This is a genomic window from Pseudomonas paraglycinae, from assembly GCF_021601625.1.
Classification (GTDB): Bacteria; Pseudomonadota; Gammaproteobacteria; order Pseudomonadales; family Pseudomonadaceae; genus Aquipseudomonas; species Aquipseudomonas paraglycinae.
The window spans coordinates 78,409-104,993 of record NZ_BQHR01000013.1 but is presented as its reverse complement, the minus strand read 5'-3'; the positions used below and the strand labels follow the sequence as shown (position 1 = coordinate 104,993).

Annotated in this window: 25 protein-coding genes; 15 read left to right on the top strand and 10 right to left on the bottom strand. The window is 61.6% G+C overall.

The features are described from left to right. Positions 1 to 3 precede the first annotated feature (3 nt). The 3 genes from L6D82_RS20000 to L6D82_RS19990 are packed head-to-tail and all read right to left on the bottom strand — an operon-like array spanning position 4 to position 3,587. Positions 4 to 951: a dihydrodipicolinate synthase family protein gene (locus L6D82_RS20000; protein WP_064595748.1), complete on the bottom strand. Its 948-nt coding sequence runs from the start codon at positions 949 to 951 to the stop codon at positions 4 to 6. 55 nt (positions 952 to 1,006) lie between these two features. Then, positions 1,007 to 1,933 carry a 4-hydroxyproline epimerase gene (locus L6D82_RS19995; protein ID WP_236191228.1) on the bottom strand — a complete coding sequence of 309 codons (927 nt, stop codon included), beginning with the start codon at positions 1,931 to 1,933 and terminating at the stop codon, positions 1,007 to 1,009. 22 nt (positions 1,934 to 1,955) lie between these two features. After that, positions 1,956 to 3,587, bottom strand: a complete 1,632-nt coding sequence (locus L6D82_RS19990; RefSeq protein WP_236191225.1) for an APC family permease — start codon at positions 3,585 to 3,587, stop codon at positions 1,956 to 1,958. 239 nt (positions 3,588 to 3,826) lie between these two features. On the opposite strand from L6D82_RS19990, the gene L6D82_RS19985 reads away from it, so the two are divergent. Together L6D82_RS19985 and L6D82_RS19980 are read left to right on the top strand one after the other, a co-directional pair. Continuing rightward, positions 3,827 to 4,597 carry an AraC family transcriptional regulator gene (locus L6D82_RS19985; protein WP_085747504.1) on the top strand — a complete coding sequence of 257 codons (771 nt, stop codon included), beginning with the start codon at positions 3,827 to 3,829 and terminating at the stop codon, positions 4,595 to 4,597. Between the two features lie 61 nt (positions 4,598 to 4,658). After that, the gene (locus tag L6D82_RS19980; protein WP_102686703.1) at positions 4,659 to 4,940 is read left to right on the top strand and encodes a hypothetical protein; all 282 of its coding nucleotides are present in this window, start codon (positions 4,659 to 4,661) and stop codon (positions 4,938 to 4,940) included. Positions 4,941 to 4,997: 57 nt separating this feature from the next. On the opposite strand, the gene L6D82_RS19975 is transcribed toward L6D82_RS19980, so the two are convergent. Further along, positions 4,998 to 5,426: a hypothetical protein gene (locus L6D82_RS19975; protein WP_236191223.1), complete on the bottom strand. Its 429-nt coding sequence runs from the start codon at positions 5,424 to 5,426 to the stop codon at positions 4,998 to 5,000. A gap of 144 nt (positions 5,427 to 5,570) precedes the next feature. Here L6D82_RS19975 and L6D82_RS19970 point away from each other — a divergent pair, with 144 nt between their 5' ends. The 12 genes from L6D82_RS19970 to L6D82_RS19915 all read left to right on the top strand — a co-directional run bounded on the left by L6D82_RS19970 (position 5,571) and on the right by L6D82_RS19915 (position 20,729). Next, complete coding sequence (locus L6D82_RS19970; protein WP_236191221.1) at positions 5,571 to 7,697, top strand: TonB-dependent receptor family protein; 2,127 nt, start codon at positions 5,571 to 5,573, stop codon at positions 7,695 to 7,697. Positions 7,698 to 7,739: 42 nt separating this feature from the next. Then, positions 7,740 to 8,267: a hypothetical protein gene (locus tag L6D82_RS19965; RefSeq protein ID WP_236191220.1), complete on the top strand. Its 528-nt coding sequence runs from the start codon at positions 7,740 to 7,742 to the stop codon at positions 8,265 to 8,267. A gap of 505 nt (positions 8,268 to 8,772) precedes the next feature. Then, positions 8,773 to 9,825: an isopenicillin N synthase family dioxygenase gene (locus L6D82_RS19960; RefSeq protein WP_236191218.1), complete on the top strand. Its 1,053-nt coding sequence runs from the start codon at positions 8,773 to 8,775 to the stop codon at positions 9,823 to 9,825. Positions 9,826 to 9,852: 27 nt separating this feature from the next. After that, positions 9,853 to 10,662 carry a MetQ/NlpA family ABC transporter substrate-binding protein gene (locus L6D82_RS19955; RefSeq protein WP_236191216.1) on the top strand — a complete coding sequence of 270 codons (810 nt, stop codon included), beginning with the start codon at positions 9,853 to 9,855 and terminating at the stop codon, positions 10,660 to 10,662. After that, positions 10,659 to 11,459, top strand: a complete 801-nt coding sequence (locus tag L6D82_RS19950) for a methionine ABC transporter ATP-binding protein (protein WP_085747491.1) — start codon at positions 10,659 to 10,661, stop codon at positions 11,457 to 11,459. The genes L6D82_RS19955 and L6D82_RS19950 overlap by 4 nt, the downstream gene beginning before the upstream one ends. Continuing rightward, on the top strand, positions 11,456 to 12,127 hold the full coding sequence (locus L6D82_RS19945) for a methionine ABC transporter permease (protein WP_074690781.1): 672 nt from the start codon (positions 11,456 to 11,458) through the stop codon (positions 12,125 to 12,127). Before L6D82_RS19950 ends, L6D82_RS19945 begins: the two co-directional genes overlap by 4 nt. Positions 12,128 to 12,135: 8 nt before the next feature. Further along, positions 12,136 to 13,692, top strand: coding sequence for a sugar ABC transporter ATP-binding protein (locus L6D82_RS19940; RefSeq protein ID WP_236191213.1), 1,557 nt, complete (start codon positions 12,136 to 12,138; stop codon positions 13,690 to 13,692). After that, positions 13,685 to 14,710, top strand: coding sequence for an ABC transporter permease (locus L6D82_RS19935; protein ID WP_007955505.1), 1,026 nt, complete (start codon positions 13,685 to 13,687; stop codon positions 14,708 to 14,710). The genes L6D82_RS19940 and L6D82_RS19935 overlap by 8 nt, the downstream gene beginning before the upstream one ends. 31 nt (positions 14,711 to 14,741) lie before the next feature. Beyond that, positions 14,742 to 15,797, top strand: a complete 1,056-nt coding sequence (locus tag L6D82_RS19930) for a substrate-binding domain-containing protein (RefSeq protein ID WP_236191211.1) — start codon at positions 14,742 to 14,744, stop codon at positions 15,795 to 15,797. Positions 15,798 to 15,806: 9 nt separating this feature from the next. Beyond that, on the top strand, positions 15,807 to 16,472 hold the full coding sequence (locus L6D82_RS19925) for a sulfite oxidase-like oxidoreductase (RefSeq protein ID WP_236191209.1): 666 nt from the start codon (positions 15,807 to 15,809) through the stop codon (positions 16,470 to 16,472). A 387-nt stretch (positions 16,473 to 16,859) separates the two neighbouring features. Further along, complete coding sequence (locus L6D82_RS19920) at positions 16,860 to 19,247, top strand: TonB-dependent receptor plug domain-containing protein (RefSeq protein WP_236191207.1); 2,388 nt, start codon at positions 16,860 to 16,862, stop codon at positions 19,245 to 19,247. Positions 19,248 to 19,304: 57 nt separating this feature from the next. After that, positions 19,305 to 20,729 (top strand): APC family permease, encoded by a 1,425-nt coding sequence (locus L6D82_RS19915; protein WP_236191199.1) that lies wholly within the window; start codon positions 19,305 to 19,307, stop codon positions 20,727 to 20,729. A gap of 105 nt (positions 20,730 to 20,834) precedes the next feature. On the opposite strand, the gene L6D82_RS19910 is transcribed toward L6D82_RS19915, so the two are convergent. Then, positions 20,835 to 21,296, bottom strand: coding sequence for a DUF3574 domain-containing protein (locus L6D82_RS19910; RefSeq protein ID WP_236191197.1), 462 nt, complete (start codon positions 21,294 to 21,296; stop codon positions 20,835 to 20,837). A 390-nt stretch (positions 21,297 to 21,686) separates the two neighbouring features. Between L6D82_RS19910 and L6D82_RS19905 the strand changes: the two genes are divergently transcribed. Further along, positions 21,687 to 22,205, top strand: coding sequence for a hypothetical protein (locus L6D82_RS19905; protein WP_236191195.1), 519 nt, complete (start codon positions 21,687 to 21,689; stop codon positions 22,203 to 22,205). Positions 22,206 to 22,270: 65 nt separating this feature from the next. Here the strand turns inward: L6D82_RS19905 and L6D82_RS19900 are convergent, their stop codons facing one another. From L6D82_RS19900 to ahr, 5 genes are all read right to left on the bottom strand, one after another. Next, positions 22,271 to 22,861, bottom strand: a complete 591-nt coding sequence (locus L6D82_RS19900) for a helix-turn-helix domain-containing protein (protein ID WP_162130482.1) — start codon at positions 22,859 to 22,861, stop codon at positions 22,271 to 22,273. A gap of 53 nt (positions 22,862 to 22,914) precedes the next feature. After that, positions 22,915 to 23,076, bottom strand: coding sequence for a hypothetical protein (locus tag L6D82_RS19895; protein WP_165369527.1), 162 nt, complete (start codon positions 23,074 to 23,076; stop codon positions 22,915 to 22,917). Positions 23,077 to 23,188: 112 nt separating this feature from the next. Then, positions 23,189 to 24,073, bottom strand: a complete 885-nt coding sequence (locus tag L6D82_RS19890) for a LysR family transcriptional regulator (RefSeq protein WP_085747482.1) — start codon at positions 24,071 to 24,073, stop codon at positions 23,189 to 23,191. Positions 24,074 to 24,177: 104 nt separating this feature from the next. Then, complete coding sequence (locus L6D82_RS19885) at positions 24,178 to 25,365, bottom strand: MFS transporter (RefSeq protein WP_236191192.1); 1,188 nt, start codon at positions 25,363 to 25,365, stop codon at positions 24,178 to 24,180. Between the two features lie 153 nt (positions 25,366 to 25,518). Continuing rightward, positions 25,519 to 26,550 (bottom strand): NADPH-dependent aldehyde reductase Ahr, encoded by a 1,032-nt coding sequence (gene ahr, locus L6D82_RS19880; protein ID WP_236191190.1) that lies wholly within the window; start codon positions 26,548 to 26,550, stop codon positions 25,519 to 25,521. Positions 26,551 to 26,585 lie beyond the last annotated feature (35 nt).

Here is a 26,585-nt window from a genome sequence, read left to right as displayed (position 1 = left end):
AGGTCAGGCGAAGTTCTGTTCCGCCGACCAGTTTTCGTACCAATGACGGAACAGCGTGTACTGGGCTTCCGCGTAACGGCGTTGCGAGTCGCTCAAGGCATCGGTTTCGTTGAAATGCAGGGTGTATTCCTTGTCGCCGTTGAGCACCATCAGGTGTTTGTAATACAGCACCAGATCCGTGCCTTCATCGAAGGACGACAGCACCGCCAGCGCCGATTCCAGCTCCCGGGCCTGACGCCGGGCTTTGGCGTCACCCTTGGCCGCCTGCTTGCTCAGGGCCACCAGTTGCAGCACTTCGCGGGGCAGGGCGTTGCCGATGCCGGTGATGGCGCCGGTGGCGTTGCAGTTGACGAAACCGTGCACCACTTGGGTGTCGACACCGACCATCAAGGTCACGTCATCGTCCTTGGAGGTGATGTTTTCAGCGGCGTAGCGCAGGTCGGCGCCACCGCCGAATTCCTTGAAGCCGATCAGGTTCGGGTATTCACGGCGCAGTTCGAAGAACAGGTCGGCGCGGGTAGCGAAGCCGTAGTAAGGGCTGTTGTAGATCACCGCCGGCAGGTTCGGCGCGGCTTGCAGAATCGCCGCGAAGTGGGCTTTTTGCGCCGCCGCCGAAGCGCCACGGGACAGCACCCGAGGAATCACCATCAAACCCTGCGCGCCGACCTTCGCCGCATGGGCCGCGTGGGACACCGCTTCACGGGTGTTGACCGCGCCGGTGCCGACGATGGTCGGAATCCCGGCGGCCACCAGGCGCGCCACGCCTTCCTGACGCTCGGCTTCGGTGAGCAACGGCCAGTCGCCCATGGAACCGCAGTACACGACCGCACTCATGCCGATGTCGATCAGCTCGCGACCCTTGGCCACCAGCGCGTCGAAGTCCGGTTTACGCGCGGCGGTGCACGGGGTCATCAGGGCGGGCATGCAGCCAGTGAAGATGTTGTCGCTCATTATTGTTCTCCTTGGAACGGTCATTCAGAGGGGTTTGAAAAAACAGCGCAGCGGCTCAGATGCCCCACGCGAACGGATCGGTTTCGTCGATCAGCAACGTGCTGTCGGCGGTCATGTGGGCGCGGCCGGTGATGTAGGGGCGAACGCGATCGCCTTCCCATTCGAAGCGGCCTTCGAACTGGCTGCCGGTGATGCTCGCCTGCACCCAGCGCTCGCCCGGCGCGAGTTTTTCGTCGGCGGCCAGGCAAGCGAGTTTGGCGCTGGTGCCGGTGCCGCAAGGGGAGCGGTCGTAGGCTTTGCCGGGGCACATCACGAAGTTGCGGCTGTCGGCCTCGGCGTCATCGGCGAACAGTTCGATGTGGTCGATGATTGCGCCGTCCTCGCCATGGATGCCTTGGTCTTCGAGGGCCCTGAGCATTTTCCAGGTGAGGTCGGTGAGAGTTTCGACGTTGTCCATCGTCAGGGTCTGGGCGTGTTCGGAGACCAGGAAAAACCAGTTGCCGCCGTAGGCCACGTCACCAAGGAAGCGGCCGTACCCCGGCACTTCCACCGCCACCTGTTTACGGAATCGATAAGCCGGCACATTGCCGAGCGTCACGGCGCCGTCTTCATGCAGCGTTGCGCTGACCGGGCCGACCGGCGTGTCGATCTTGTGCACCCCCGGTGCGATCAGCCCCAGATGTTGCAGCGATGCAACGAGGCCGATGGTGCCGTGGCCGCACATGCCGAGGTAGCCGGCGTTGTTGAAGAAGATCACGCCGCAGGTAGCGTCCGGCGACACCGGCTCGCAATACAGCGCGCCCACCAGCACATCGTTGCCGCGCGGTTCCAGCAGACAGGCGCGGCGCCACTGGTCATGCTGGTTGCGCAGGGCATCGCGCTTCTCGGCCATGGTGCGGCCCGGAAGATCTGGAAAACCTTTCATCACCAGACGCGTGGGTTCGCCGCCGGTGTGGGAATCAATGACGTGTACTCGTTTCATGGACAGGTCCCGTTGAGTGATTTCAGTAAGCGCCGGCAGCGCGAGGATTGGTGTTGGAGGCAGGAGACGGAGAAGCGACTTCGCTCTCATCCTCTTCGGATTCCAGGCGCAGCAGGTGTGCCGGTACGCCGGTGGCCGCGCCCCAGTAATAAATGCCCATCGCACAGGCTGCGACGACCAGGGTGTCGAACGGATGGGTGAGGATGCCCAGGCCGCCAAAGGTGCCGAGTTTCGACAGGACGATGGTCACGGCGTAGAAGGCGATCAGCCACGCGGAAGAGCGCACTTGCCGGGACAGGCTGAGGTGGGCGGTCGGCACGAAGCGGCCGCAGAGCAGGTAGACGACGAACATCAGGATTTGCAGGCCGAGCAGCCAGGACACGGTGTTCCAGCCCGACCAGTAAACGATCAGCGCGGCGATGATGAACGACACCGGCCCCAGCACGCCCATGCACTTGACCCGGAACGGGCGCGGCATGTCGGGTGCATTGCGGCGCAGCGCGGCGACGGTCACCGGGGCGACGGCGTAGCTCAACACCAGCGCGGCGGACACCACATTGATCAGCGCTTCCCACGATGGGAACGGCAGGGTCCAGAACACCGACAGGGCGAAGGTCAGCCACAGCGCCGGACGCGGGATGCCGGACTTCGCGTCGATGTGGGTGAAGACCTTGAAGAACGTGCCGGTCTGCGCCCAGCCGTAGATCACCCGAGGCGTGGCGTTCATGTAGATGTTGCCGCAGCCGCTGGGGGAGATCACCGCGTCGGCGACCACCAGATACGCCAGCCAGCCCACGCCCAGCGCCAGGGCGATGTCGCGGTACGGCAGGGCGAATTCCTTGGAAACTCCGGCCCAGCCATTGGCGAGCAATTCGGTCGGGATGCCGCCGAGAAAGGCGGTTTGCAGCAACACGTAAATCGCGGTGGACAGCAGCACCGACAGGATCAGCGCAATCGGAATGGTGCGCTGGGGATTTTTCACTTCGCTGGCCACCGAAATGATCGGGGTCAGGCCGAGGTAGGCGAAGATCACGCCGCCGGCGGAGACGGCCATCTCGATGCCCGAAAGTCCGAAAGGCGCGAAGCCTTGAACCTGGAAGTTTTCCGGTTTGAAGAAAGTGAACAGCACGCCGATCACCAGCAGCGGCACGATGAACTTGAAAACGCTGACCAGATTATTGGCCTTGGCGAAGGTCTTCACGCTGCGGTAGTTGAGCAGGAAAAACACACAGAGCAGGCCGAACTGCACCAGCCAGCCGAGCAGGGTCGGATCACCGGTGCCGGCCTTGGTCAGGCTCGGAAACCAGGCCGCCGCGTATTGGCGCGAGGCAACCACTTCGATCGCCACCAGACTGGAAAACGCGATCAACGTGATGAAACCCATCAGGTAACCGAGCAGCGGCCCGTGGCTGTAAACCGGGTAGCGCACCACACCGCCAGCGCGGGGCAATGCCGCGCCCAGTTCGCAGTAGACGATGCCAAGCAGCAACACGGCGAACCCGCCCAGCAACCATGAAAAAATCCCCGCCGGCCCGGCAATCGCCGACACGTGACTGGCCGCGAACAACCAGCCGGAACCGAAGATCGCCCCCAGCCCGATAAAGGTGAGGTCGATCAATGAAAGTTGTTTTTTGAACTTGCCTTGGCCTGACATGGCATCGCCTTCTTGTGAGTTATTGGATAGGCAGGTGTGAGTCACTGGAACGGCTAAACAGTGAACTCATCAGGCGTCGGGCGATTGATGTTTTGCGCAGCTGCGGATGACGAAATCGGCACAGTTGCGAAGAAAGACAGCGGCGCTCGACACGCCGCAAACGTTGCTGCAATCTGCACGCGCACGCCTCAGGGCGGGCACGTTTTCAGGCCGATCCACTCACCGGGGAAGACCTTCACATGCAGAACGCGTTTGCGATCCTCTGTCAGGGCGATGAGCGCCATCGGCCGCATACCCTCGACGCACTGCTGGGCGGCGTGGCACCGCTGTTGCCGATGCTGGATGCGATTCCGAACGCGGCGATTTTCATCAAGGACGTGCAGGCGCGGTACGTCCTGGCCAATCGCACGCTGGTGCAACGCTGCGGCCTGAAAGACTTGAAACCGTTGCTCGGGAAAACCAGTGCGCAGGTGTTTCCGGCGCAACTCGGGCCGGGTTATACCGAGCAGGATCGGCGGGTGCTGGAAGAAGGTTTCGTGCTGGAAGATCAGCTGGAACTGCACCTGTACGGCAGTCGCGAACCGGGCTGGTGCCTGACGCACAAGCGTCCGCTGTACAACCGCGACGGCGAGATCATCGGCCTCGCGGGGATTTCGGTGGATCTGCAATCGGCCAGCGAAAAACATCCAGCGTTCCAGCGCCTGGCGGCGGTCGACGAACACATCCGCGCGCATTTCAATCGGCGTGTCACCTTGGGCGAATTGACCCGGATCGCCGGTATCTCGGTGGCGCAACTGGAGCGCTACTGCAAACGGGTCTTCCACCTGACGCCGAGGCAGATGATCCAGAAAGTGCGGCTGGAACATGCCCATCGCCTGTTGCACACCGAACTGCCGATCACCGAGGTGGCGCTGCAATGCGGCTACACCGATCACAGCGCTTTCACTCGCCAGTTCAAGGCGTCGACCGGTTTCACCCCGCGTCAGTACCGGCAGGCGACCACCCAGTGAATGTCCGGCGGGAGCGACTAGACTCCATGGATCACGGTTGTCTTTCGAGGAGTGAAACGGGATGAGCAGACCAGTCGCGCTTCACTGCTCGTCGTGGTTCTTGATCGCCTTCAGCGTGATGCTGGCTTCGGGATGCTCAAACAGAACGCATTACCCGCCATCAGGCGTTGGCGACAGCTGTTACGCCAAGGCCTTGCCGACGGTTGGCGAGGGCGGCCTGGCCTGGGGCTCCAGCCTGAACATGGCCCGGCAAAAATCCATGGCCAACTGCATGCGTTACGCCGGGCGCTCCGGAGGAACGCCGGACACCTGCCAGGTGGTGTTGGCCAAGTGCAAGAATTGACGGGGTGATCCAGGCGCCACCTCAAAGGTCGGTGGCGCTGTTGCCTTCAGAGCAGAACTACCGCGCGCGTTTCAGTGATTGCGAAAGGGCCTGTTTGGCGATCAGTGAGGCAACGTCCTTGGCACCATAGCAACGGAATTTGACACTGTAGGCGTCTGTGTCGAGACGGACGATCTTCGTCACGAAACCGCCTTCGACGGTGACCTTGCGGATCGCCGGCATCGGTATCTCGACATCCAGTGTCCCGTCCTGAGCCATGCGGTTCATGGCATTGGCATTCAAGTGAACGGCGTTTTCGGTGACGGTGACTCTGCCGCCCACCCACAATCCGCCATAGTGATTTCTGAATCCCTCGAGCACCCCGGCCAGTACGCCGACATTGCCGCTTCCCACGACCTCGTAGAACTCGCCTACATCTTCGTAGTTCAGTTCAGCATCGGTCACCAGAAAGTTGACCATTTTCGACTTCAGAACTTCTTCGGCCATCCCTGCATCTCCCTTGTTCAAATCAATGTCCCGAATTTCAGCCGCCTGTTTACCTGACAAAAAACAAAATCGCCATGTGTTTCCTTCGTTCTTTCATACGTCGCAGTTGTCACTGTCCGTTCCCGCCTGTCTGGAGTTCACCCGATGCCTTCGCTCAAAACCCTGCCCGCTGCCTTGCTGGGACTGGCCCTTGTCTGTCCGCTCAAGGCGCAATCCCAGGGGCTGGAACTGGGGCAAGTGCTGATCGGGGCCGAGGATCAGAGCGGTGAAGATGTGTCGGTGGAAGAGGCGAAGGCTCGTCTGGCCGAGGTGCCGGGTGGCAGCAACGTGGTGGATATGCGCCAGCCTTTGCAGGGCCGGGTCGCCAGCAATCAGGACGTGCTGGCGTATCAGCCCGGCGTCTATGCCCAGTCGGCGGGCAACGAAGGGACGAAAATCTCGATCCGTGGCTCGGGCATCAACCGCGCTCCCGGCGCCCACGCCTCGGGGCTGTACACGATGCTCGACGGCCTGCCGCTGACCGGCCCCGGCGGCACGCCTTATGAACTGCTGGAGCCGCTGTGGCTCGACCATGTTGAAGTGCTGCGCGGCGCCAACGGTTTTGATCGCGGTGCGCTGGCCCTCGGCGGCGCCGTCGATTACGTCAGCCACACGGGGTATAACGCGCCACTGCTGAATGTGCGCTATGTCATGGGCAGCCATGGTTATGCCCAGCGACAAGTCAGCTCCGGTCAGGTGCTGGGCGATTTCGATTACTACCTGTCGATGACCGATGCGCATTCCGACGGTTATCAGGATCACACCGCCAGCAAGAGCCAGGGCGTGATCGCCAACTTCGGTTATCGCTTCAATCCGAATCTGGAAACCCGCTTCTACATCCGTCACCGCGAGACCGACAACGACCTCGCCGGCCGGGTGACCAAACATTCCATCGAGCACGATCCGCGCGCGGCCAACCCGGCCTACGTGACGCGCAACGACAGCCGCGATCAGCCCGGCAGCACCTTCATCGGCAACAAGACCACGTACTACATCGACGACGATTCGAGCATCCAGACCGGTCTGGTCTATCACGATTACCCGATGGACCTGCGCGAAGGCCCCAATCGCCTGAAGGTCGCCTACACCGATGTCAGCGGCACGTTCGACTACAAGCGCCGCGACACGCTCTGGGGGATGGAGAGCAACAGCACCGTGGGCCTGCGAGTGACCAAACACCTGCCCAACGACGGTGCCAGCGAACGGGTGCGGATTCCCACCGGCAATACCGCCGGTTATGCGCCGGGCACTCACATGCGCAACTTCACTTATCAGGGTTCGGATTCTGTCCTGCATGTGGGCAACGACCTGGAAATCGCCGACGACCTGTGGCTGACCACCGGCCTCGCCGCGATCTACACCCGACGCGAAAGCGCGGTCACCTACCCGGAAGGTGGCGGCAAGACCAGCCTTGGCGACTGGGATTACGCGCCACGTCTGGGTCTGCGCTATCAGGTGACGCCGGATCTGCAACTGTTCGGCAACCTCAGCCGCTCGGTCGAAGCGCCGCATCCGTGGTCGCTGATCTACAGCTCCAACGTACGCTTCCCCGCTGGCAGCGGCGCCGCCACCGGCACCCAGCGCGATCCGGTCAAGCTGCAAAACCAGACCGCGACCACCCTGGAACTCGGCGGCCGCGGCGACAGTGCGCTCGGCGAGTGGAGCCTGGCCTGGTACTACGCTCAGGTGCGCCACGAATTGCTCTCGGTATTGCCGGACGCCAACGCGACCACGCCTTACGAACTCAACGCCAGCCCGACCGTGCACCAAGGTATTGAAGCCAGCCTGAACAGCAACCTGTGGTCAGCAAACGATGGCGGCAAGTTGAGCCTGCGTCAGGCCTACACCTTCAGCGACTTCCACTACCGCGACGACGACCGCTTCGGCGACAACCGCCTGCCGGGCCTGCCGATGCATTACTACCAGGGCGAGCTGCGCTACGACTTTCCACAAGGTTTCTTCGCGGCCGTCAACACGCAACTGGTCTCGAAAACCGCAGTGGATTACGCCAACAGCTATTACGCCGATCCTTACGCCACCTTCGGCGCCACGTTGGGCTACAACGCACCGAAAGGCGACTGGCAGACCTGGCTGGACATGCGCAACCTGACCGACAAGCACTACGCCGCTACCGTTACGCCGGGCTATGACGATAAAGGCCTGGACGCGGCACGCTCCACACCGGGTGAGGGCATGGCGATGTATGTCGGGGTGTCGTGGAGTTTGCTCTGAGGGGCAGGCAGTTCCCTATTCAAACGTCTCAAGGAATGGTTGATGGTCGGTAAATACAAGTTTGGTTGGTGTGCACTGTTGGCCGGGTCGTTTGCGCTCAGTGGCTGCGCGTCACTGCTCATGGGCAAACAGTACGAGTTTCCCCGCCCGGATGAGCCTTCTGCGACCGTTCGCCTTAAATATGATCGTGGCACGACACTGGACGCGATGACGTTCAACGAAAAAAGCTGTTATGCCGGCTATACACCGCTTTCCTATAACGGCGATTTCATCGAGTCCAAAGTCGCTGTCGGTAAAGAACTGGTGCTGACTTACCGCGATGTAGTCGGCAGTACTCAGTGCCAGATTCCCTTTTCCTTCACACCAGAGGAAGGTGCTGTTTACACCATAAAGACCGGCCTCTGGAGCGAGACCAAGCCCGGCATTATTCCGGTGTTCAAGTACGACCAGTATCACTGTGGGATCGGTGTAGTGAAAAAGGTCGGCGATCAGGAAAGTGTCCAGCCTATCCAGCAATTGCGTATCAAGACCGGTTTCGCCTGCCTGAAGTTTTTACCCGTCACAAAATAGCTTTCGGCACCTTTGCAGTTCGACGGGCGGCCCTGCTGGAGCAGCAGCCAACTTCTGAGTGAGCGCGTTTGTCGTCTGGATCAAAACCACCTGTTCGCAGGTGGTTTTTTCGGCCGCCTACAAGGCCACGAATTGTTGATCCTTGCATGCACAGCCGTATAACCAAGCCGGTTGAGTAAAAAAGAAAAGTTTGCTCGCTGATCCGCCAGTCGATCACAGAAGGCCAATTTCAGGTCAATGGAGTGACGTAATGAAAGATGCAATCCGCCTCGGCGACTCCACCACCCACGCCATCTGCCCGAAAGGCGCGGTAGTCACCTGAGCCCTGTAGCCAGACAGACCTAAGCTAATGCAAAAAAGATATTTGTTCGGTGTTTTTAATATCGTTTAGTTTTGTTTCATAGACGAATCAAAAGCATCAAACCGATAGACCTCCCGATTGCCATGACGGCACACGCTGAATCGATCACGGACTCTTCAGGTTTGATTCACACGGGAGTGAATCATGCCGCACACCTCAGACATCACCGCATTACCCATCCTCGACCTGTCCCAGCTCGACGGTACGCCGTCGCAACGCCAGGCATTTCTTGATGACTTGCGCCATGCCGCCCGCGATGTGGGCTTTTTCTACCTGACCGGCCATGGCATCGACGCCAGGCTGCTTGAGCAAGTGCAGGACTACGCGCGCCAGTTCTTCGCCTTGCCTGACAGCGAGAAAACCGCCGTCGGCATGATCAATTCGCCGCACTTTCGCGGTTATAACCGCGCCGCGTCCGAGATCACTCGAGGCCAGCCCGATCAACGTGAGCAATTCGATCTGGGCGCCGAGCGCGACGTCTTGCCATTGAACGCCGACAGTCCGTTGTGGGCGCGGCTGCAAGGGCCGAATCAATGGCCCGAAGCGTTGCCGCAACTCAAGCCGCTGCTGCTCGACTGGCAACAGGCGATGACCCAAATGTCGCTGCGCCTGCTGCGCGCATTCGCCCAGGCATTGTCGTTGCCGGAAGACGCTTTTGACCGGTTGTACGGCGACAAACCCAACGAACACATCAAGCTGATGCGCTATCCGGGGCAAGCCTCGACGGCGAGCAATCAGGGCGTCGGGGCGCACAAGGATTCGGGTTTTCTCAGCTTCCTGCTGCAAGACCAGCAGGCCGGCCTGCAAGTGGAAATCGAAGAGGGGCGCTGGATCGATGCGCTGCCTCGGGACAATACGCTGGTGGTGAACATCGGCGAGCTGCTGGAGCTGGCCACCAACGGTTACCTGCGCGCCACGGTGCATCGAGTGGTGTCGCCACCGGTGGGCAGCGAGCGATTGTCCATCGCGTTTTTCCTCGGCGCGCAACTGGATGCGGTAGTGCCGCTGTACCCCTTGCCGACGGCGCTGTTGCGTGAGGCGCGTGGCCCGGCGAGTGATCCGCTCAACCCGCTGTTTCGTGATGTCGGCTGGAATTATCTGAAGGGCCGACTGCGCTCCCATCCCGATGTCGCGCAGCGCTTCTACGCCGATGCGTCGAATACCCAGACACCGCTTCGCAGGACCGCCAACGCCTGATCCATCACTCGCTTAAGGACTCTTCCCATGTTGAAAAAAGCAGGCTTGACCCTGGCCGTCCTCGGCGCGCTGGTGACTTCGTTCAGTGCTCGAGCGCTGGAACCATTGCGCGTTGCCGCCGACCCGGTGCCCCATGCGCAGATTCTGGCGTACATCCAGAAACTCGATCCGGAGCTCAACCTCAAGGTGATCGAAATCCCGCAGGGCGTGAACTCCAACGAGCTGCTGGTGCACGGCGATGTGGACGCCAACTACTTCCAGCATCTGCCGTACCTGCAATCCCAGGAAAAGGCCCTCGGCGAGAAACTCGCGGTGGCCGCCACGGTGCACATCGAACCGCTGGGGATTTATTCCCATCGCCACAAAACCTTCGCCCAGGTGCCGGACAAAGGCACGGTCGCCGTGCCGAACAACGTCACCAACCTGAGCCGCGCGCTGTACCTGTTGCAGGACAACGGCCTGATCAAGCTCAAGCCCGGTTTCAATGACCCGGCGGCGGATCAGGCGACGCCCAAGGACATCGCGGAAAACCCTAAACACCTGAAGATCCTCGAAATCGAATCGCCGCAACTGCCCCGTGCGCTGGATGACGTGGACCTGGCGGTAATCAACGGCAACTACGCGCTGGAAGCCGGGCTGGTGCCGGCCAAGGATGCGCTGGGGCTGGAGAAGGCCGAGCACAACCCCTACGCCAACATTCTGGTGACCACGCCGAAACTGGAAAACGATCCGCGCATCCAGCAATTGGCCAAGGACCTGACCTCGCCGCAAGTCGCCAAATACATCGCCGAGAATTTCAAGGGCTCGGTGATCCCGGTGGCGGACGTCAAGCCATGATCGTCGTCGAGCAGTTGAGCAAGACCTATCCGTCAGCGTCGACCCCGGCGCTGGATCAGGTGTCGCTGAGCATTCCCGATGGGGCGATCTACGGGATTCTCGGGCGCAGCGGCGCGGGTAAATCGACGCTGCTGCGTTGCCTCAATCTGCTCGAACGCCCGGATGCCGGGCGGATTCTGCTGGACGGCGAAGACCTCACGGTGCTGGCCGATAGCGAACTGCGCCGCCAGCGTCAGCGCATCGGCATGATCTTCCAGGGCTTCAACCTGCTGCATTCGCGCAACGTGTTCGACAACGTTGCGGTGCCGCTGGAAATCGCCAAAGTCGCCAAATCACAGCGCCATGAACGGGTTCGCGAGCTGCTGGAGCTGGTGGGCTTGAGCGACAAGGCCGAAGCCTTTCCATCGCAACTGTCCGGTGGGCAGAAGCAGCGAGTGGGCATCGCCCGGGCCCTGGCGGCGCGCCCGGCGTATCTGCTGTCGGACGAAGCCACCAGCGCCCTCGACCCGGAAACCACCGCGTCGATTCTGGAGCTGTTGCGCGACATCAACCGCCAGCTCGGTTTGACCATCGTGCTGATCACCCACGAGCTGGACGTGGTCAAGTCGATCTGCGATCACGCCGCGTCCATGGCCAATGGAAAACTGGTGGAGGCGGGGCCGGTGGCCCGATTGCTCGCCGATCCGCAGTCCGCCCTCGGTGCTTCACTGCGCCCCAGTTGCGGCTTGCCGCTGGGGCATGACGCGCCCGGTTTGAGTTTTCTGCGGCAATACGGCGTACGGGCGGCCCACTCATGAACCGCGTGATCGACTGGAATGAAATCCTGCAACTGGTGCTCAACGCCACTGGCGAAACCCTGTACATGGTGCTGCTCGCCGGGCTGTTCACGTTACTGATCGGTTTGCCGCTGGGGGTGTTGCTGTTCATCAGCCGCCGTCAGGGTCTGTACCCGTTGCCGAGGCTCAATCAGGCCTTGGGCGCGGTGATCAACCTCGGCCGTTCGCTGCCGTTTGTGGTGATGCTGATTGCCCTGATCCCGCTGACCCGGCTGGTGGTCGGCACCACGCTGGGCAGCACCGCCGCCGTGGTGCCGATCACCATCGGCGCCTTCCCGTTTTTTGCGCGGATCGTCGAGAACGCTTTGGACGAAGTCGAAAAGGGCCGGATCGAAGCGATCCTCGCCATGGGCGGTGACATCCGCCACGTGATTTTCAAAGTGTTGTTGCCCGAAGCGCTGCCGGCCTTGCTGGCGGGCATCACCCTGACGCTGGTGATGCTGATCGGTTTTTCTTCCATGGCCGGGGTCATCGGCGGTGGCGGACTGGGCGATCTGGCGATCCGCTACGGCTATCAACGGTTCAACAATGAAGTGATGGTCGCCACCGTCGTGGTGTTGGTCATCCTCGTCCAGGGCGTGCAAAGCCTGGGCGATCGACTGGTGCGTTCGCTGGCTCATCGACGTTAAGGAATTTTATGGGTGCGCCTGTCGCCGTGGTCTCCGAACCACTGATTCGTGTACGTGAACTGAGCAGGACCTTCGGCTCGAACCGGGCGCTGGACCGGGTCAGCCTGGATATTTTTCCCGCCGAAGTGGTGGCGCTGCTCGGCGCCAACGGTGCGGGCAAATCGACGCTGGTGAAGATCCTCGCCGGCAGCCAGACCCACGATGGCGGCGAGATCCGGATCGATGGCCAGCCCCGGCATTTCAGTTCGCCGCTGTCGGCGCGCCGCTTCGGCATCGTCGCGGTTCATCAACAGATCAATGAAGGCATCGCGCCCGGATTGAGCGTGGCGGAAAATCTGCTGCTCGATGAACTGTGCCGTCCCGACGCCGACTTCTGGCTCAACCGCAAACGTCTGCTGGAGCGCGCCGCAAGCATCGCCGCCGGCCTCGGTCTGGTGCTGCCGCTCGAGCAACCGATCGAGCACCTCGGCCAGGCCGAACGGCAACTGGTGGTGCTGGCCCGCGCCTTTGCCCTGCAACCGCGATTGCTGATTCTCGACGAGCCCACGGCGGCCCTGTCGGACGCCGAAGCGCACCGTCTGTTCGGTCTGATCGACACCTTGCGCAGTCGCGGTGTGGCGATTCTGTACATCTCTCATCGGTTGTCCGATCTGCAACGGGTGGCCGACCGCGCCGTGGTGTTGCGTGACGGGCAACTGGCCGGTGAATTCAGTGCCCGGCAATTGCCCGAGGCGCTGGAAGCGATGCTTGGTCAGGCGCTGGAAGCTCACGTCTACACACCGCGAGCGGCGGGGCGTGAAGTGCTGAAACTGCGCGACATAAAAGTCCTGCCGCGCACCCAGGCCTTTGATCTGAACCTGCACGAAAACGAAGTGGTGGTGCTGACCGGATTGCTCGGCGCCGGCAAAAGCGAAATCGCCGAAGTGCTGTTCGGGCTGCGCAAACCGGTGTCCGGCTCATTGCAACTGGACTGCGCTGACTGGCAGCCGGGCTCGCCCCGCCAGGCGATCCAGAGCGGCGTGTTCTTCGCCGCCGAGGATCGCGCGAGCCAATCACTGGTGCCGGATTTTTCTTTGCGTCGAACCCTGACCTTGCCGTTCCTCGAACGCTTCACCCGTGGCGGTTTCATCCGCAACCGCGCCGAAGCGGCGGCGGTCGAGGCGCAAGTCGCCGCGCTGGGAATCAAGACCGCCGGCATCGATGTGCCGATGAGCGCGTTGTCCGGCGGCAATCAGCAGAAAGTCGTGCTCGGTCGCTGGCTGCTTGGCGAGGGCCGGGTGCTGATCCTTGACGAGCCGTTTCAGGGCGTCGATGTGCGTGCCCGGCGCGAGATCGGCCAGTTGTTGCGCGACAGCGCCGCTGGCCGCGCCACGCTGGTGATCTGCTCGGACGTCGATGAAGCGCTGGAGATCGCCGACCGGATTCTGCTGGTGCGCGATCACTCGGTGGTGGCCGAGTACCCGCGTGCCGGGCTGGATCGCGCCACCCTGGTCGCCGCGCTGGCCGGCAGCGATCCGCAAAATTCTATTGTTCACGCCGCGCCAAGGAGTAGAGCGAGTGCCTGATTCGAGTTCCCTGTTGTCATCCGCCCCGGCGCCGACCGAGCGCTTCGTGCAAGCGCTGATCCGCTACGGCCTGCTGTGGGTGCTGGCGTTGATCGTGGTGTTTTTCAGTGTGGCGGAACCGGCGTTCCTGCGCGTTGGCAACCTGTTCAGCATTCTGCAATCGGTGTCGATTGTCGCGCTGCTGGCTTTGGGCGTGACGCTGACCATGGCCGTGGGCGGGCTGGATCTGTCGATCGGCGCGGTGGCCGCCATGAGCCTGATGATCGCCAGTTACGTGATGGTGGTGCTCGGCTGGGGCGCGGTGCCGGCGGTGCTGATCAGCCTCGCGGGTGGCGCATTGGTCGGGCTGCTCAACGGCTGGCTGATCGTGAAGATGCGCGTGCCGGATATTCTCGCGACGCTCGGCAGCATGTTCCTGGTGATCGGCGTGCAACTGATTCCCACGGGCGGACGCTCGATTGCGGTGGGCATGACTTTACCCAACGGCGATGAAGCCGAGGGTTCGTTCAGCGCAGTGTTTCTGGCATTGGGTCGAGGACGACTGTGGGACATCGTGCCGGTTCCGGTGTTGATCACGGCGGTGGTCGCGGTGGCGGTGTGGCTGTTTCTCGAACGCACGCGCATCGGCCGGTTGTTCTATGCGATTGGCGGCAACGAGCAGGCGGCGCGTCTGGCCGGTGCGCCGGTACAGCGCTTCAAGTTGCTGGCTTACGTGCTCTCGGCGCTGCTGGCCTCGCTCGGCGGTTTGTTACTGGCGGCGCGATTGGGGCGCGGTGATGTCAGCTCCGGCAATGGCCTGGTGCTGGATGCACTGGGCGCTGCGCTGATCGGTTTTGCCGTGCTCGGGGCGAAGAAGCCCAACGCGTTCGGCACGCTGGTCGGCGCATTGCTGGTGGCTTCGTTGCTCAATGGCCTGACCATGCTCAACGCGCCGTATTACGCGCAGGATTTCGTCAAGGGACTGGTGCTGGTGCTGGCCCTGATGTTCACCTTCGGCCTCGCGCATCGGGCGCGCTGAGCCGTTTCATTGATGCTTCAAGGAAAGATCCATGCACGGTTCAATCAAGCAGTTCGCACGTCATTGCCTCGCCGGGGCGCTGCTCTCGGCGCTGGCCCTCAATGCGCAGGCCAAGGCCCTGCCCGGCGCACCGGCGCCGTTCGATAAAGGTCAGGTACAGATCGCGCTGGTGGGCTATCTGTTTTCCGGGGATTTCCCTGAAGCCTATCTGCGCGGCGTCGAGAAACAGACCGAAGCGCTGGGCGCCAACCTGCGGGTGTTCGACGCGCGGCAACAGGCGGCCAGTCAGGGCGAGATGATCGATCAGGCCGCCGACCTCGGTGTCGACGGGATCATCGTGCAATTGGGGCTGGCGGAAACTCTCAAAGGGCCGATTGAGCGGGCGCTGGCCAAAGGCATCAAGGTCGTCGCGTTCGACGTCGACCTGAACACGCCGCAAGTGACTCAGGTCGAGCAGGATCACCATGCACTGGCGCGACTGGCACTCGATCAAGCGGTGAAGGACAACGGCACCCGTTTTGATGCCGGTTACGTCTACATCAGCGGTTTCACGCCGATGGAGCGCCGCGACGAAATCTGGAGTCAGGTCAAAGCGAGCAATCCGGGGATCGTCGAGAAGGCGCGCTTCGGCACGCTCAATCCGCCGATTGCCAACTCGGTGGCGGATCAGGCCAGCGCCGTGTTGCGGGCCAATCCGGGGATCAGCGTGATTTTTGCGCCGTTCGACGAGTTCGCAAAAGGCGCGAAGATCGCGGTGGACGAGGCCGGTCTGAGCCGCAAGGTGAAGATCTACAGCGCCGACATTTCCACCGCCGACATCCAGATCATGAAAGAACCGGACAGCGCCTGGGCCGCCACCGCTGCGGTCAATCCGCAAGTCGCCGGGGCAATCAGTGTGCGCAGTCTGGCGATGCTGATTGCCGGGGAAAATCCGGGGCCCAAGGTGCTGGTGCCGCCGACCCTGATCACCCGTCAGCAACTGCTGGATCTGGACGTGAAAAACGTACGGGACCTGGGGCAGAAACTGCCGGCCTTCGGTGACACCGCCAATGTCGCGCGGGCACCGTGGATTCCCGTGGCGAACTGAGGAACCGACATGCACGACAAGGCTGCGCGCCTGCGCAAGAGCCGTTCGCCGAAAGCCGATGTGGCGCTGGGCGAACGGCTGCCACCGGGGCAGGTGCTGACGGAGCGCTTCCCGATCCTGCACGAGGGCGAGGTGCCGGCGTATGACCTGGCGACGTGGTCGCTGCGCCTGTTCGGCACCTTGGCCAAGCCGGTCGAGCTGACCTACGCCGATCTGCAAGCGCTGCCGCAACGCTCGTTGCAATGCGACATTCATTGCGTGACACGCTGGTCGAAATTCGACACCCGCTGGAGCGGAGTGCACCTGCAAGATCTGTTGCAGGCCCTGGACATCCGGCCGACGTCGTCCTTCGTCATGGCCCACGCCGATCACGATTACCAGACCAACCTGCATCTCGATGACCTGCTGCACCCGGACAGCCTGCTGGCCACCCATTACGACGGTCAGCCGCTGACCGCCCAACATGGCTGGCCGCTGCGGCTGGTGGTGGCGGGGCGGTACTTCTGGAAGAGCGCGAAATGGTTGCGCGGGCTCGAATTCACCGATCAGGAACAACCGGGCTTCTGGGAGCGCAACGGCTTTCACTTGCACGCCGATCCGTTCATTGAACAGCGTTTCAGCGGCGATGCGCTGGACAGTGCAGAAGATGCCTGGCGGGAAAAGGACTTCGACTGACGGCATCTAACTTCGCACCGAAAAAACACAGATTAATAACGCTCTCTACAACAACGTGGAGTGCGTTTTTGTGCGTGATTAGTTGTTAGTTAGTTGGGTATTCATGTTGTTGCGCAAACACAACTGTTGCTCAGGCAACACTCCATTCGTCAGGCATAACCTAAGCGTTATTGGTTCTTTTGCGGCAGGCGACCGCTCGTCTAGCATCGGTAATCAGGGGGTTCTACTAACTTTGGGGTTCTTGCGCTCTAACAGCTAATAGTTGTTCAACACACTTGGCTGCCTTTCTGAATATCAAAAATACAGCAGAAATTGCCGTGCACCGATTGCCGACACTTCATGATTCGGCAGCGGCCGGTTATTAACTGCGATTCAAGGAGCTGTCGCATGATTCACCGTTCGCGTTCATTACTCGCCATCGCTGTTGTCAGTGCAATCTGGCAACTTCCTGCGCAAGCCGAAGAGACTTCCGCGCGCGTCGACGATGACACACGGCTGGGTACCGTGCTGGTCACCGGCACTCGCGGCACCGCTCGCACGGTGCTGGATTCGCCGGTGCCGGTGGATGTGTTGACCGCCGAGGACCTGAAGACCGCCGGCGCCAGTGGCGGCGAGCTGGGCCAGGCGTTGCAGACGCTGTTGCCGTCGTTCAGTTTTCCGCGCCAGTCCAACTCCGGCGGCGCCGACCACGTGCGCGCCGCGCAGCTGCGTGGCATGAGCCCGGATCAGGTGCTGGTGCTGGTCAATGGCAAGCGCCGTCACACCTCGGCGGTGGTCAACGACTCGTCGAAAATCGGTCGCGGCACGGCGCCGGTGGACTTCAACTCGATCCCGATCAGCGCGATCAAACGCATCGAAGTGCTGCGCGACGGCGCCGGTGCGCAGTACGGCTCCGATGCGATTGCCGGGGTGATCAACATCATCCTCGACGACGCCCCCGAAGGCGGCGAAGTATCCACCAGCTACGGCGCCTACCACACGCACCAGGACGCCATCGGCAAATCCACCACCGACGGCCAGAACAGCGTGACCACCGCCAAGATCGGCACGCGGCTGGGTGAGGAGGGCGGCTTCATTCGTGGCGGCACCGAATACAAGGATCGCAACCCGACCAACCGCGCCGGCTACGACGGCTTCGCCGACACCCCGGGCCAGCGCAACTACGTGATGGGCGACGGCGTGGCGCGGGACGTCAACGCCTGGTTCAACGGAGAATTGCCGTTGGCTGGCGGCAAGGCCTACAGCTTCGGCACCTACAACGAACGCCACACCACCGGCGCCGAGTTCTATCGCTACCCGTCCGAGCAGCCGCAGTTCTACCCCAACGGCTACTTGCCGCAATCGCTGGGCGACAACACCGACATCTCCGCCACCGCCGGTTACAAAGGCCTGATCGGCGACGACTGGGATTTCGACAGCAGCGTCACCCACGGTCGCAACCGCTTCGAATCGGCAACCCGCCGCACCCTCAACGTCAGCCTCGGCGCGGACTCGCCGACCCGATTCGACACTGGTGACTATGAGTTGCGCCAGACCACCACCAACCTGGATTTCAGCCGCGAATTGCGCCTCGGTGGCCGCTCGTTCGTGCTGGCGGTGGGCGGTGAATATCGTTACGAAAACTACCTGACCTTTGCCGGAGACGAAGCCTCTTACATCGGCTCCGGGGCCGATGGCGCCAACGGTCTGCGCCCGAGTGAAGAGTCGGATCTGGATCGCAACGTGTTCGGCACCTACGCCGAATTGTCCGGTGATCTCACCGACCGTTTCTTCGTCGATGCCGCCACGCGCTGGGAACATTACGACGACGCCGGCAGCAAACTCACCGGCAAGCTCAGCGGTCGCTACAAGCTGACCGATCAATGGGCGTTGCGCGGTGCGGTGTCGAACAACTTCCGCGCGCCGTCGCTGGCCCAGAGCGGCTTCCAGAACACCACCAGCAACTTCGGCGACGGCGGCACGCTCACCGATATCCGCGTGCTGTCGGTCAACGATCCGATTGCCCGTGCCCTGGGCGCGGAAAAACTCGATCCGGAAACCTCGAAGAACTTCAGCCTCGGCCTGACGTTCCAGTTGAACGAACGCTTCGATGCGTCGCTCGATGTGTTCCGCATCGACGTCAAAGACCGCATCACCCTGTCGCAGCGAATCGGCAGCGACGCGCTGGAAAGCTACATCAATGACAACTTCGGCGTGCCGGGCGTGCACGACGTCAACTTCTTCACCAATGCCGCCGACACCCGCACTGACGGCGCCGAACTGGTGCTCAACTACCATCAGCCGTTCTACGACGGGCAACTGGGGCTGACCACCGCGTACACCTACAACCACACCAAGGTCACCAGCACCAAGGGCACGCCGTCGCAGCTGACCGCCTTAGGGATTGGCAATGACGCGCTGGTCGGCGTCGAGGAACGCAACACCCTGACCGACGCCGCGCCCAAGGATCGTTTCGTGTTTTCCGCCAACTGGACCAGCGAACACTGGGGCCTGCTCGGGCGTCTGACTCGTCAGGGCGAGACCACTCGGGTGTTCGATTTCGGCGACTCGCAGCCTGAGCAAACCTATGGCGCGGTGTGGCAGCTGGACGCCGAGGTGACCTACAAATTCACCCCGAAATTCAGCATCGCCCTGGGTGGCAACAACCTGACCGACAACTACCCGGAACGCTCCGGCTCGGCCATCAACTACGGCGGCAACCTGCCGTACGACGTGCTCTCGCCGATCGGCACCAACGGCGCGTATTACTACGCCACCGCGACTTACGGCTTCTGAGTTTTGCCGCCATGGATGGCGGATCCCTATGCAGGATTGAAGCATGCAGGACGAACCATGAGCAAAACCCACGGCCCCCAACGCCATCTGCCGGTGTTCCAGGCGTTGCTGATCACGCTGGGCATGGTGATCACCACCGACATTCTCAAAACCGCGCCGACCGTTGCCTTGAACGTCGGGCCGGAACATTTCTATTGGGTCTGGGTGCTCGGCGGACTGGCGTCGATGGCCGGGGCCTTGTGCTTTGCCGAGATGGCCACCGCGTTCCCGCATCCGGGCGGTGACTATCATTTCCTGCGCACCGCTTATGGCGAGCGTATGGGTTTCCTGTTTGCTTGGTCGCGATTCTCGGTGATGCACACCGGGTGGATCGCGTTGTCGGCGTTCATGTTTGCCGACTACTTCAATGCGGTCGTGCCGTTGGGGCATTACGGATCAGGGGTGTTTGCCGGTGCGATCATTGCTGCGTTGGTGCTGCTGAATCTGACGGGCAAGCAAATTGGTTTTATTACTCAGACGGTGCTGGTCGGGCTGCTTGCTCTCGGGTTCCTGAGCATTGCCAGCGCCGGAGTCTGGCTGGCGTGGCAAGGGATCGAACCCGCGCTGCCCAGCGATCCGGTCGTGCCCGAACACACCGGCGCGGCAGGGTTTTCTGCGGCGATGATCTTCGTGTTTCTGGCCTTCGGCGGCTGGAGCGATGCAGCGACATTGTCCGCCGAAGTGCGCGATGGTCGACGCGGGATCTTCATCGCCATGCTCGGTGCGCTGACGGTGTTGATGGCGATCTATCTGGCACTGAACTGGGCGTTCGTCCAGGGGCTGGGATTCGAAGGCCTGGCAGCGAGCAATGCACCGGCGGTGGAATTGTTGAACCGCGCCTTCGGTGCCCCGGGCGTGCTGCTGATCCTGCTGATGGTCGGCATCGCGGCCATCGCCACTATCAACTCAACCTTGCTGGTCGGCGCCCGCACCACCTACGCCGCCGCCCGCGATGTGCCGCAACTGCGACGATTTGGCGAATGGGACGAGCGTGACGGTGTACCGCGCAAGGCGTTGCTGGCCGAGGGGGCGGTGGCGTTGTTGTTGGTGGTGTTTGGCAGTTTTACTCAGAGTGGCTTCAACACCATGGTCGAGTATCTGACGCCGGTGTATTGGTTGTTTCTGAGTTTGAGCAGCGTGGCGTTGATTATTCTTCGGGGGCGCTTCCCCGAGGTGCCCCGGCCGGTGAGGGTGCCGCTTTATCCGCTGTTGCCGCTGCTGTTTTTTGGGTTATGCGTTTACATGCTGTATTCCAGCGTGACGGTGGTTGGTTTCGGCGCTTTTCTGGGGATTGTGGTGTTGCTGGTGGGGGCTCTGCTTTTGGCAGTGGTGGGGCGACTGACGCCAGGCCCTCACCCCCAGCCCTCCCGAAACGTCGGACCGCCCGGAGGGAGAGGGGGCCGACCGGGTTGTCTGACGCTATCCATCGACCTGAAACACTGAGTCGATTATGGATTCAGAAGGGCAGGTTCAGGTCGGCGTAGTTCTGAAGCATCCCACGGTCAGTTCCCTCTCCCTCCGGGAGAGGGCTAGGGTGAGGGCAGGCGATCAGAAGGACACCGCGGCGGGCTGCGACAACCGCAACACCGATAAATCCCCCGTAATCCGCTTGTACGCCAAACGAATCGCCTCGATGTCACTCTCACGTTTCGCGCTGCTTTCGTGCAGGATCACAATCACCTTGGTCGCCAGCCGCTCGGGCACTTTCGCGTCGTGGTCTTTCCACTGCCCATACGCATCCAACACACTGAACCCGTCCGGGAACCGCGTCGTCACTTCCTGATCGAGAAACTCGCGCCAGCGCGCCGGGCTCACCACACCTTCCTTGCCTTCCAGCGGCCCCACCGAGAAGTACAACTCGGTGCGCACCCACTGCGCCTGCGCCGGTCGTGTGGCATCGCCTTGCAGTGTGGAACTTGCGGGATCCTTGGTATGCACGGAAACCGGAGGAGGGCTGGCACACCCGGCGACCGCCAGGAACAGTGCTGCCAGTAGTAAACGTTGCGGCATGGAACTTCCTTATTGTTAAGAACTGTCCCGAATTATAGAGGGGAGGGTTAATAGCAATAAAAGATTAAAAAGTGGATCGTTGCTGAACTAATGGAATAAGCAAACACAGTGAAAATAATGCCCGCTGGTTAGAACGATTATTTCTTTAAGTTATTTGCTTGGTGTTGGATCGCATATCCATGACATTCAAAAACCTGCTTCCGCATTTGCCGGATCTGTCATGGCGTCTACTCTGCTGCTGCAACGGTTCAAGTCGCACGGAACGCTGCACTTGAAGCGTTTGAACAGCAGTTTTTGCTGCTCGATGGACAGCTTGTTGCGGATTTCCCAATCCTTAGAATCCGCTCCATCAACTTCTCATCCAGTTCTTAATCCTCAGGGAGCTACACCATGATGAACGCCATGCAGATGCAAATGCCGATGAACGCCAACATGCCGATGATGCCGATGATGCCGATGACGGGCATGCCGATGATGATGGCGACCATGAGCTGCGACATGATGGACGACGGCATGATGTGCAAGATGATGCCGGCCGCTGGCATGGACATGGCCATGTTCAAGAACAGCGCTGAAATGATGCAGATGATGATGGACTGCGGCATGCCGATGATGATGCATTGCGGCAACATGAGCATGATGTGCATGTCCCCGGCGGCCATGGCCATGCCGATGATGAACATGATGATGCCAATGCCGATGATGGGCATGCCGATGCCATCGATGAAGTGCGTGATGGAATGCACCATGATGGCCGACTGCATGATGTGCAAAATCATGCCGATGCCGGGCATGAACATGGACATGATGAAGAACTGCTGCGCCCTGATGATGAAGATGATGAACGACTGCAGCATGCCGATGATGATGAGCTGCAACGGCATGCCGATGATGTGCTGCACCTGCTGATTTTCGCCAGCGCATGAAAAAGCCCGAGCGGGAGATTCCCGGTCGGGCTTTTTGTTGTCTGTTTGTCAGTCCAGGCGTTCGGGGTAAGTGACCACCAGATACGCCACCGCTTCACTGTCGGCGGGGTTGCGGTAACGATGGGGCTGGTCGGCGTAGAACAGGATCGAATCGCCCGTCGACAGCAGATAGCGCTCGTCGTTGACGCTGATCTCCAGCACGCCCTGGGCCACCACCAGGTTTTCCTGCACGCCCGGGCCGTGGCCCTCGGATTGATCCTCGCCCAGCGGGCTCAGGCGCAGTTCATAGAATTCCGACTGGCGCGCCACATCAAAGGGAAACAGCGCGCGGCTGACAAAGGCACCGCTGGCGCTGACCAGCCGCTTGCTCTGGCTCGCCGACAACACGGCCACGCCTTCAAACGCGCGATGTTCGAGAAACGCCGCCACCGACACCTTCAAACCCTTGGCGATTTTGCATAGCACCTTGATCGACGGCACGCTGCGCCCGGATTCGATCTGCGCCAGCATCGCCCGGCTCACGCCACACTGGCGGGCGAGGGCATCGAGCGACAGATGCCGCTTGCCGCGCAGACGTTGCAGGTTCTGCGCGACACGTTCACAGATCGGGTCTTCTTCCAGGGAATCGAGGTTGTTCAGGTCCACCACAGGTTCATCGGCGCTCGCCAGAAAGCGCGAGGGTTCACGGGCGTTCACGCTTGACGCGTCTCGCCGGAACGAGCGGCCTGCACCCACTGCCAAGCCTGATAACCGGCATTGCGCGCATACATTTCCCACATCAGCCGGGCCTGTTGCTGGGCGTGGCGGCGTTTGCGGTAGACGGCGAAGTCGATCAGGTTGTCAGTTGGTTTCATGGCGCACTTCACTGTGTTCAATGACGGGATGAGGTGAGAGTACGCCGAGATTTTTATAACGATAAATACTGATTGTTTATTTATTAATTCTTTCTGGTTATTTGCTGGTTTGTCACATCGGGGAGAATGCATTCAACAGAAAGTCCCGCACATACACCCGGCTCGGACTCTGCAACGCGCTCTTGCGCCACACCAGGTACAGCACGTTGACCGGCGCTTCAGCCGGTACGGTCGGGGAAATCAGGCGGCCATCGGCAATCGCATCGGCACATTGATAATCCGGCAGGACCGTCCAGCCGTGGCCACCGATGGCGAGGTCTTTGATGATCCGCAGATCCGGAATGGTCAGCGACGCTTGCAGTTGCGGGGCGATCTGGAACATCGACGACCACAGCGGGCGCACCAGGGCGAGGTCTTCGTCGAAGGCAATCAACGGCACCTGGGTCAGTTGCTCCTGAGTCGGGTGTTGGCCCAAGCGATCCAGCAGGCTCGGCGCGTAGACCAGCAGCATGCGTTCGGTCAGCAGATGGGCGAACCCATGGGTCTGTTCGTCGGGCAGGGAAGCGGTGATTGCGAAATCGATCTGTTTTGATTCGAGCATTTCGTAGATGCGCTTTTTCGTGCCGGTGTGAAAACGCAGCAGGAATCCTTCATCCATCAACGGTGCGAGGCGGGCGGCGACTTGCGAGTGAATGAAATCCGAAGGGCCGACCAGATGAATCGTGCCGCCCTTGAGCAGGCCGGGGCGCAGCGAGGCGATCTTGTTTTCCAGACCGTCCAGGTAAGGCGCGACCGAGCGGGCCAGCTCATCGGCGGCTTCGGTCGGCTCGACACCTCGTGGCAGTCGATGGAACAGCGGTTTGCCCACCAGCGCTTCCACAGCCTGGACGTGCATCGAAGCCGCCGGCTGGGTGATGCCCAGATGCTCGGCAGCTTTGGAAAACGACCTGGCGCGGTAGGCTTCGAGGAAGGTTCGCAGGTGCGTGAGATGGCTCATGGGTTGGCGATGTCCGGGGGCTGAATCTGGTTTTTACCATGGCGGGCGGCAGGCGTGCTCGCCTCGGGAAAACGCCGTTGCAGCGTTTCCCGAAGCAAGGTTCGTCAGGCGTTGTCAGCCGGACGATAACGCGGCGCGGAGCTCGCGGACATCTGCCCGAGAATCAGCAGCAGGCCCAGTGCCGAAACCACGGCGCCGGTGAGGCCGACATAGCTCAGGCCTATCTGGCTGATTGTCACGCCACCGGCCACCGAGCCGAGGGCAATCCCGGAGTTGAACCCGGCAATGTTCAGGCCGGCAGCGACACCGTGGGCGTGTGGCGCATGCTGTTCGGCAATCCCGATCAGTCTCGCCTGCAAGGCCGGCACGGCCGCGAAGCTGAACATTCCGAGCAACGCCACCAGCACACCCATCAACACCGACGATCCGGAAAACGCCCACATGCCCGCGGTGACCAGCGCAATGCCGGCAATCAGCGTGGCGCTCGCGCGGTCGACGCCCCAGGCGTCGGTGAGTTTGCCGCCGAGCACGTTGCCGATCGCAGCCATCACGCCGTACAGCAACATGAACACGCCGACGGTGGCGGCGGTGGTGCCGGTGACATCCGTCAGCACCGGAGCGATGTAGGTGTAGGCCACAAAAGAGCCGGCGTAACCGAGCACCGTGACCAGCGCACCGGCCAACAGTTTCCGGTTCAACAATGCCTTGAGGCTATCGAGTGCCGAACCGCTGTCGGCGGCGGTCGGCAGTGGATCGCGCATGCCGAACAGCAGGCCAAAGAAGCCGATCACACCGAACACCGCAATGGCGGCCAACACCAGACGCCACGACATCACGCCACCCAGATAGGTGCTGATCGGCACTCCAATGGCCATTGCCAGCGTAAAACCACAAAACACCACGGCGACGGCGCTGCCCGCCCGGCCGGGACCCGCCAGGCGCGCGGCGGTGCTCGACGCCACGGCCAGGAACAGGCCGTGGCCCATACCGGCGATGAAACGGGCGATCAGCATCAGCGTCAGGGTGCTGGAAAACGCCGCCGCCAGGCTGCCGGCGCTGAACACCAATGCGGTGGCGAGCATTACGTTCTTGCGTGACCAACTGGCGGTCAGTGCGCTGAAGATCGGTGCGGCAACGGTAGCGCCCAAGGCATAGGCAGTGATGGTCGCGCCGGTGGCCTCGACGTTAACGCCGAGACTTTGCGCCATGACCTCGGTCAGGCCGATCGGCACGAATTCAGCGAGCCCGAGGGCGAAGGCGCTGAGGGTGAAGATGTAAATGACAAATGGCATGGGAGCCTCTCGCAAGTGGACGATGGCGAGAGGCTAGGGATTGCGTATCTATAAATGAAATTCTGTTTTTGGTGTGCAGGTATAAAAATATTGATGGGTCTTCAGCAAGCGCAAAAAAAGGCGCGTGAGTTTTTGACTCACGCGCCTTTGGGTTCATTTGCTGGCATTCAGCACAATCCGGTACCGCGCCTTGCCGCTGCGCAGATGATCAACCGCTTCATTGACCTTGCTCATCGGAAATTCCTCAACCTGCGGCAGGATCTGATGCCGCGCGCAGAACTCCAGCATGGTCGCCGCCGTGGCAGGCGAGCCGACCGGGGAGGCTGACAGGGATTTCTGTTGCGGGATGAGATTGAACACATGCACCGGAATCGCGTCGGGCACGATGCCGACGAAGTGCAGCCGGCCCTTGCCGCGCAGGGTGGCGAGCATCGCCGTCCAGTCGAGGTTGGCGTTGGCGGTGATCAGCAGAAAGTCGAGAGTGCCGGCAATCGCTTTCAGCGCTTCGCTGTCGGTGGAGGCGACGACTTTGTGGGCACCGAGGCGTTTGGCTTCGTCCTGTTTGTTCAGGGAAGAGGTGAACGCGGTAACGTCGCAACCCCAGGCATTGAGAAAGCGCAGCGCCAGGTGACCGAGCCCGCCGATGCCCACCACGCCGACCCGGTCGGTCGGCTTGATGTCGAATTCCACCAGCGGATTGAAGACCGTGGAGCCGGCGCAGAACAGCGGGCCGGCGAGGGCCGGGTCGAGGTTGTCCGGGAGTTTCAGCGCCCACGCCCAGTGAGTGCGCAGCCGATCGGCGAATCCGCCATGGCTGCCGATGATCGTCGGTTTGGCGGTGGCGCAAAGGTGATGGGAGCCACCGATGCAGGACGAGCAATGCATGCAGCTGCCCTTGTACCAGCCGATCCCCACGCGCTGGCCGACTTCCAGACCGCGCACCTGCGGGCCTGTGCGCACGATGCGGCCAACCACTTCGTGACCGGGAATGAACGGGTATAGGCTGATGCCCCAGTCGTTGTCGATCAGCGACTGGTCGGAATGACAGACGCCGCAGTACTCCACGGCGACTTCGACTTCCTCATCCCCCAGCGGGCCGGGGTCGTAACTGAAGCGCTCCAGCGGCGCGCCGGCCGAGGTGGCGGCCCAGCCGGTGAATGTCGTGGGTTCGGTGTTATTGCTCATGGGACACCTCCAGGTCTGGCGCTGCGGGCGCAGCC

Coding starts and splice junctions, on each gene's coding strand:
- L6D82_RS20000 (WP_064595748.1), bottom strand. CDS start 951: ATGAGCGACAACATCTTCACTGGCTGCATGCCCGCCCTGATGACCCCG.
- L6D82_RS19995 (WP_236191228.1), bottom strand. CDS start 1,933: ATGAAACGAGTACACGTCATTGATTCCCACACCGGCGGCGAACCCACG.
- L6D82_RS19990 (WP_236191225.1), bottom strand. CDS start 3,587: ATGTCAGGCCAAGGCAAGTTCAAAAAACAACTTTCATTGATCGACCTC.
- L6D82_RS19985 (WP_085747504.1), top strand. CDS start 3,827: ATGCAGAACGCGTTTGCGATCCTCTGTCAGGGCGATGAGCGCCATCGG.
- L6D82_RS19980 (WP_102686703.1), top strand. CDS start 4,659: ATGAGCAGACCAGTCGCGCTTCACTGCTCGTCGTGGTTCTTGATCGCC.
- L6D82_RS19975 (WP_236191223.1), bottom strand. CDS start 5,426: ATGGCCGAAGAAGTTCTGAAGTCGAAAATGGTCAACTTTCTGGTGACC.
- L6D82_RS19970 (WP_236191221.1), top strand. CDS start 5,571: ATGCCTTCGCTCAAAACCCTGCCCGCTGCCTTGCTGGGACTGGCCCTT.
- L6D82_RS19965 (WP_236191220.1), top strand. CDS start 7,740: ATGGTCGGTAAATACAAGTTTGGTTGGTGTGCACTGTTGGCCGGGTCG.
- L6D82_RS19960 (WP_236191218.1), top strand. CDS start 8,773: ATGCCGCACACCTCAGACATCACCGCATTACCCATCCTCGACCTGTCC.
- L6D82_RS19955 (WP_236191216.1), top strand. CDS start 9,853: ATGTTGAAAAAAGCAGGCTTGACCCTGGCCGTCCTCGGCGCGCTGGTG.
- L6D82_RS19950 (WP_085747491.1), top strand. CDS start 10,659: ATGATCGTCGTCGAGCAGTTGAGCAAGACCTATCCGTCAGCGTCGACC.
- L6D82_RS19945 (WP_074690781.1), top strand. CDS start 11,456: ATGAACCGCGTGATCGACTGGAATGAAATCCTGCAACTGGTGCTCAAC.
- L6D82_RS19940 (WP_236191213.1), top strand. CDS start 12,136: ATGGGTGCGCCTGTCGCCGTGGTCTCCGAACCACTGATTCGTGTACGT.
- L6D82_RS19930 (WP_236191211.1), top strand. CDS start 14,742: ATGCACGGTTCAATCAAGCAGTTCGCACGTCATTGCCTCGCCGGGGCG.
- L6D82_RS19925 (WP_236191209.1), top strand. CDS start 15,807: ATGCACGACAAGGCTGCGCGCCTGCGCAAGAGCCGTTCGCCGAAAGCC.
- L6D82_RS19920 (WP_236191207.1), top strand. CDS start 16,860: ATGATTCACCGTTCGCGTTCATTACTCGCCATCGCTGTTGTCAGTGCA.
- L6D82_RS19915 (WP_236191199.1), top strand. CDS start 19,305: ATGAGCAAAACCCACGGCCCCCAACGCCATCTGCCGGTGTTCCAGGCG.
- L6D82_RS19910 (WP_236191197.1), bottom strand. CDS start 21,296: ATGCCGCAACGTTTACTACTGGCAGCACTGTTCCTGGCGGTCGCCGGG.
- L6D82_RS19905 (WP_236191195.1), top strand. CDS start 21,687: ATGATGAACGCCATGCAGATGCAAATGCCGATGAACGCCAACATGCCG.
- L6D82_RS19895 (WP_165369527.1), bottom strand. CDS start 23,076: ATGAAACCAACTGACAACCTGATCGACTTCGCCGTCTACCGCAAACGC.
- L6D82_RS19890 (WP_085747482.1), bottom strand. CDS start 24,073: ATGAGCCATCTCACGCACCTGCGAACCTTCCTCGAAGCCTACCGCGCC.
- L6D82_RS19885 (WP_236191192.1), bottom strand. CDS start 25,365: ATGCCATTTGTCATTTACATCTTCACCCTCAGCGCCTTCGCCCTCGGG.
- ahr (WP_236191190.1), bottom strand. CDS start 26,550: ATGAGCAATAACACCGAACCCACGACATTCACCGGCTGGGCCGCCACC.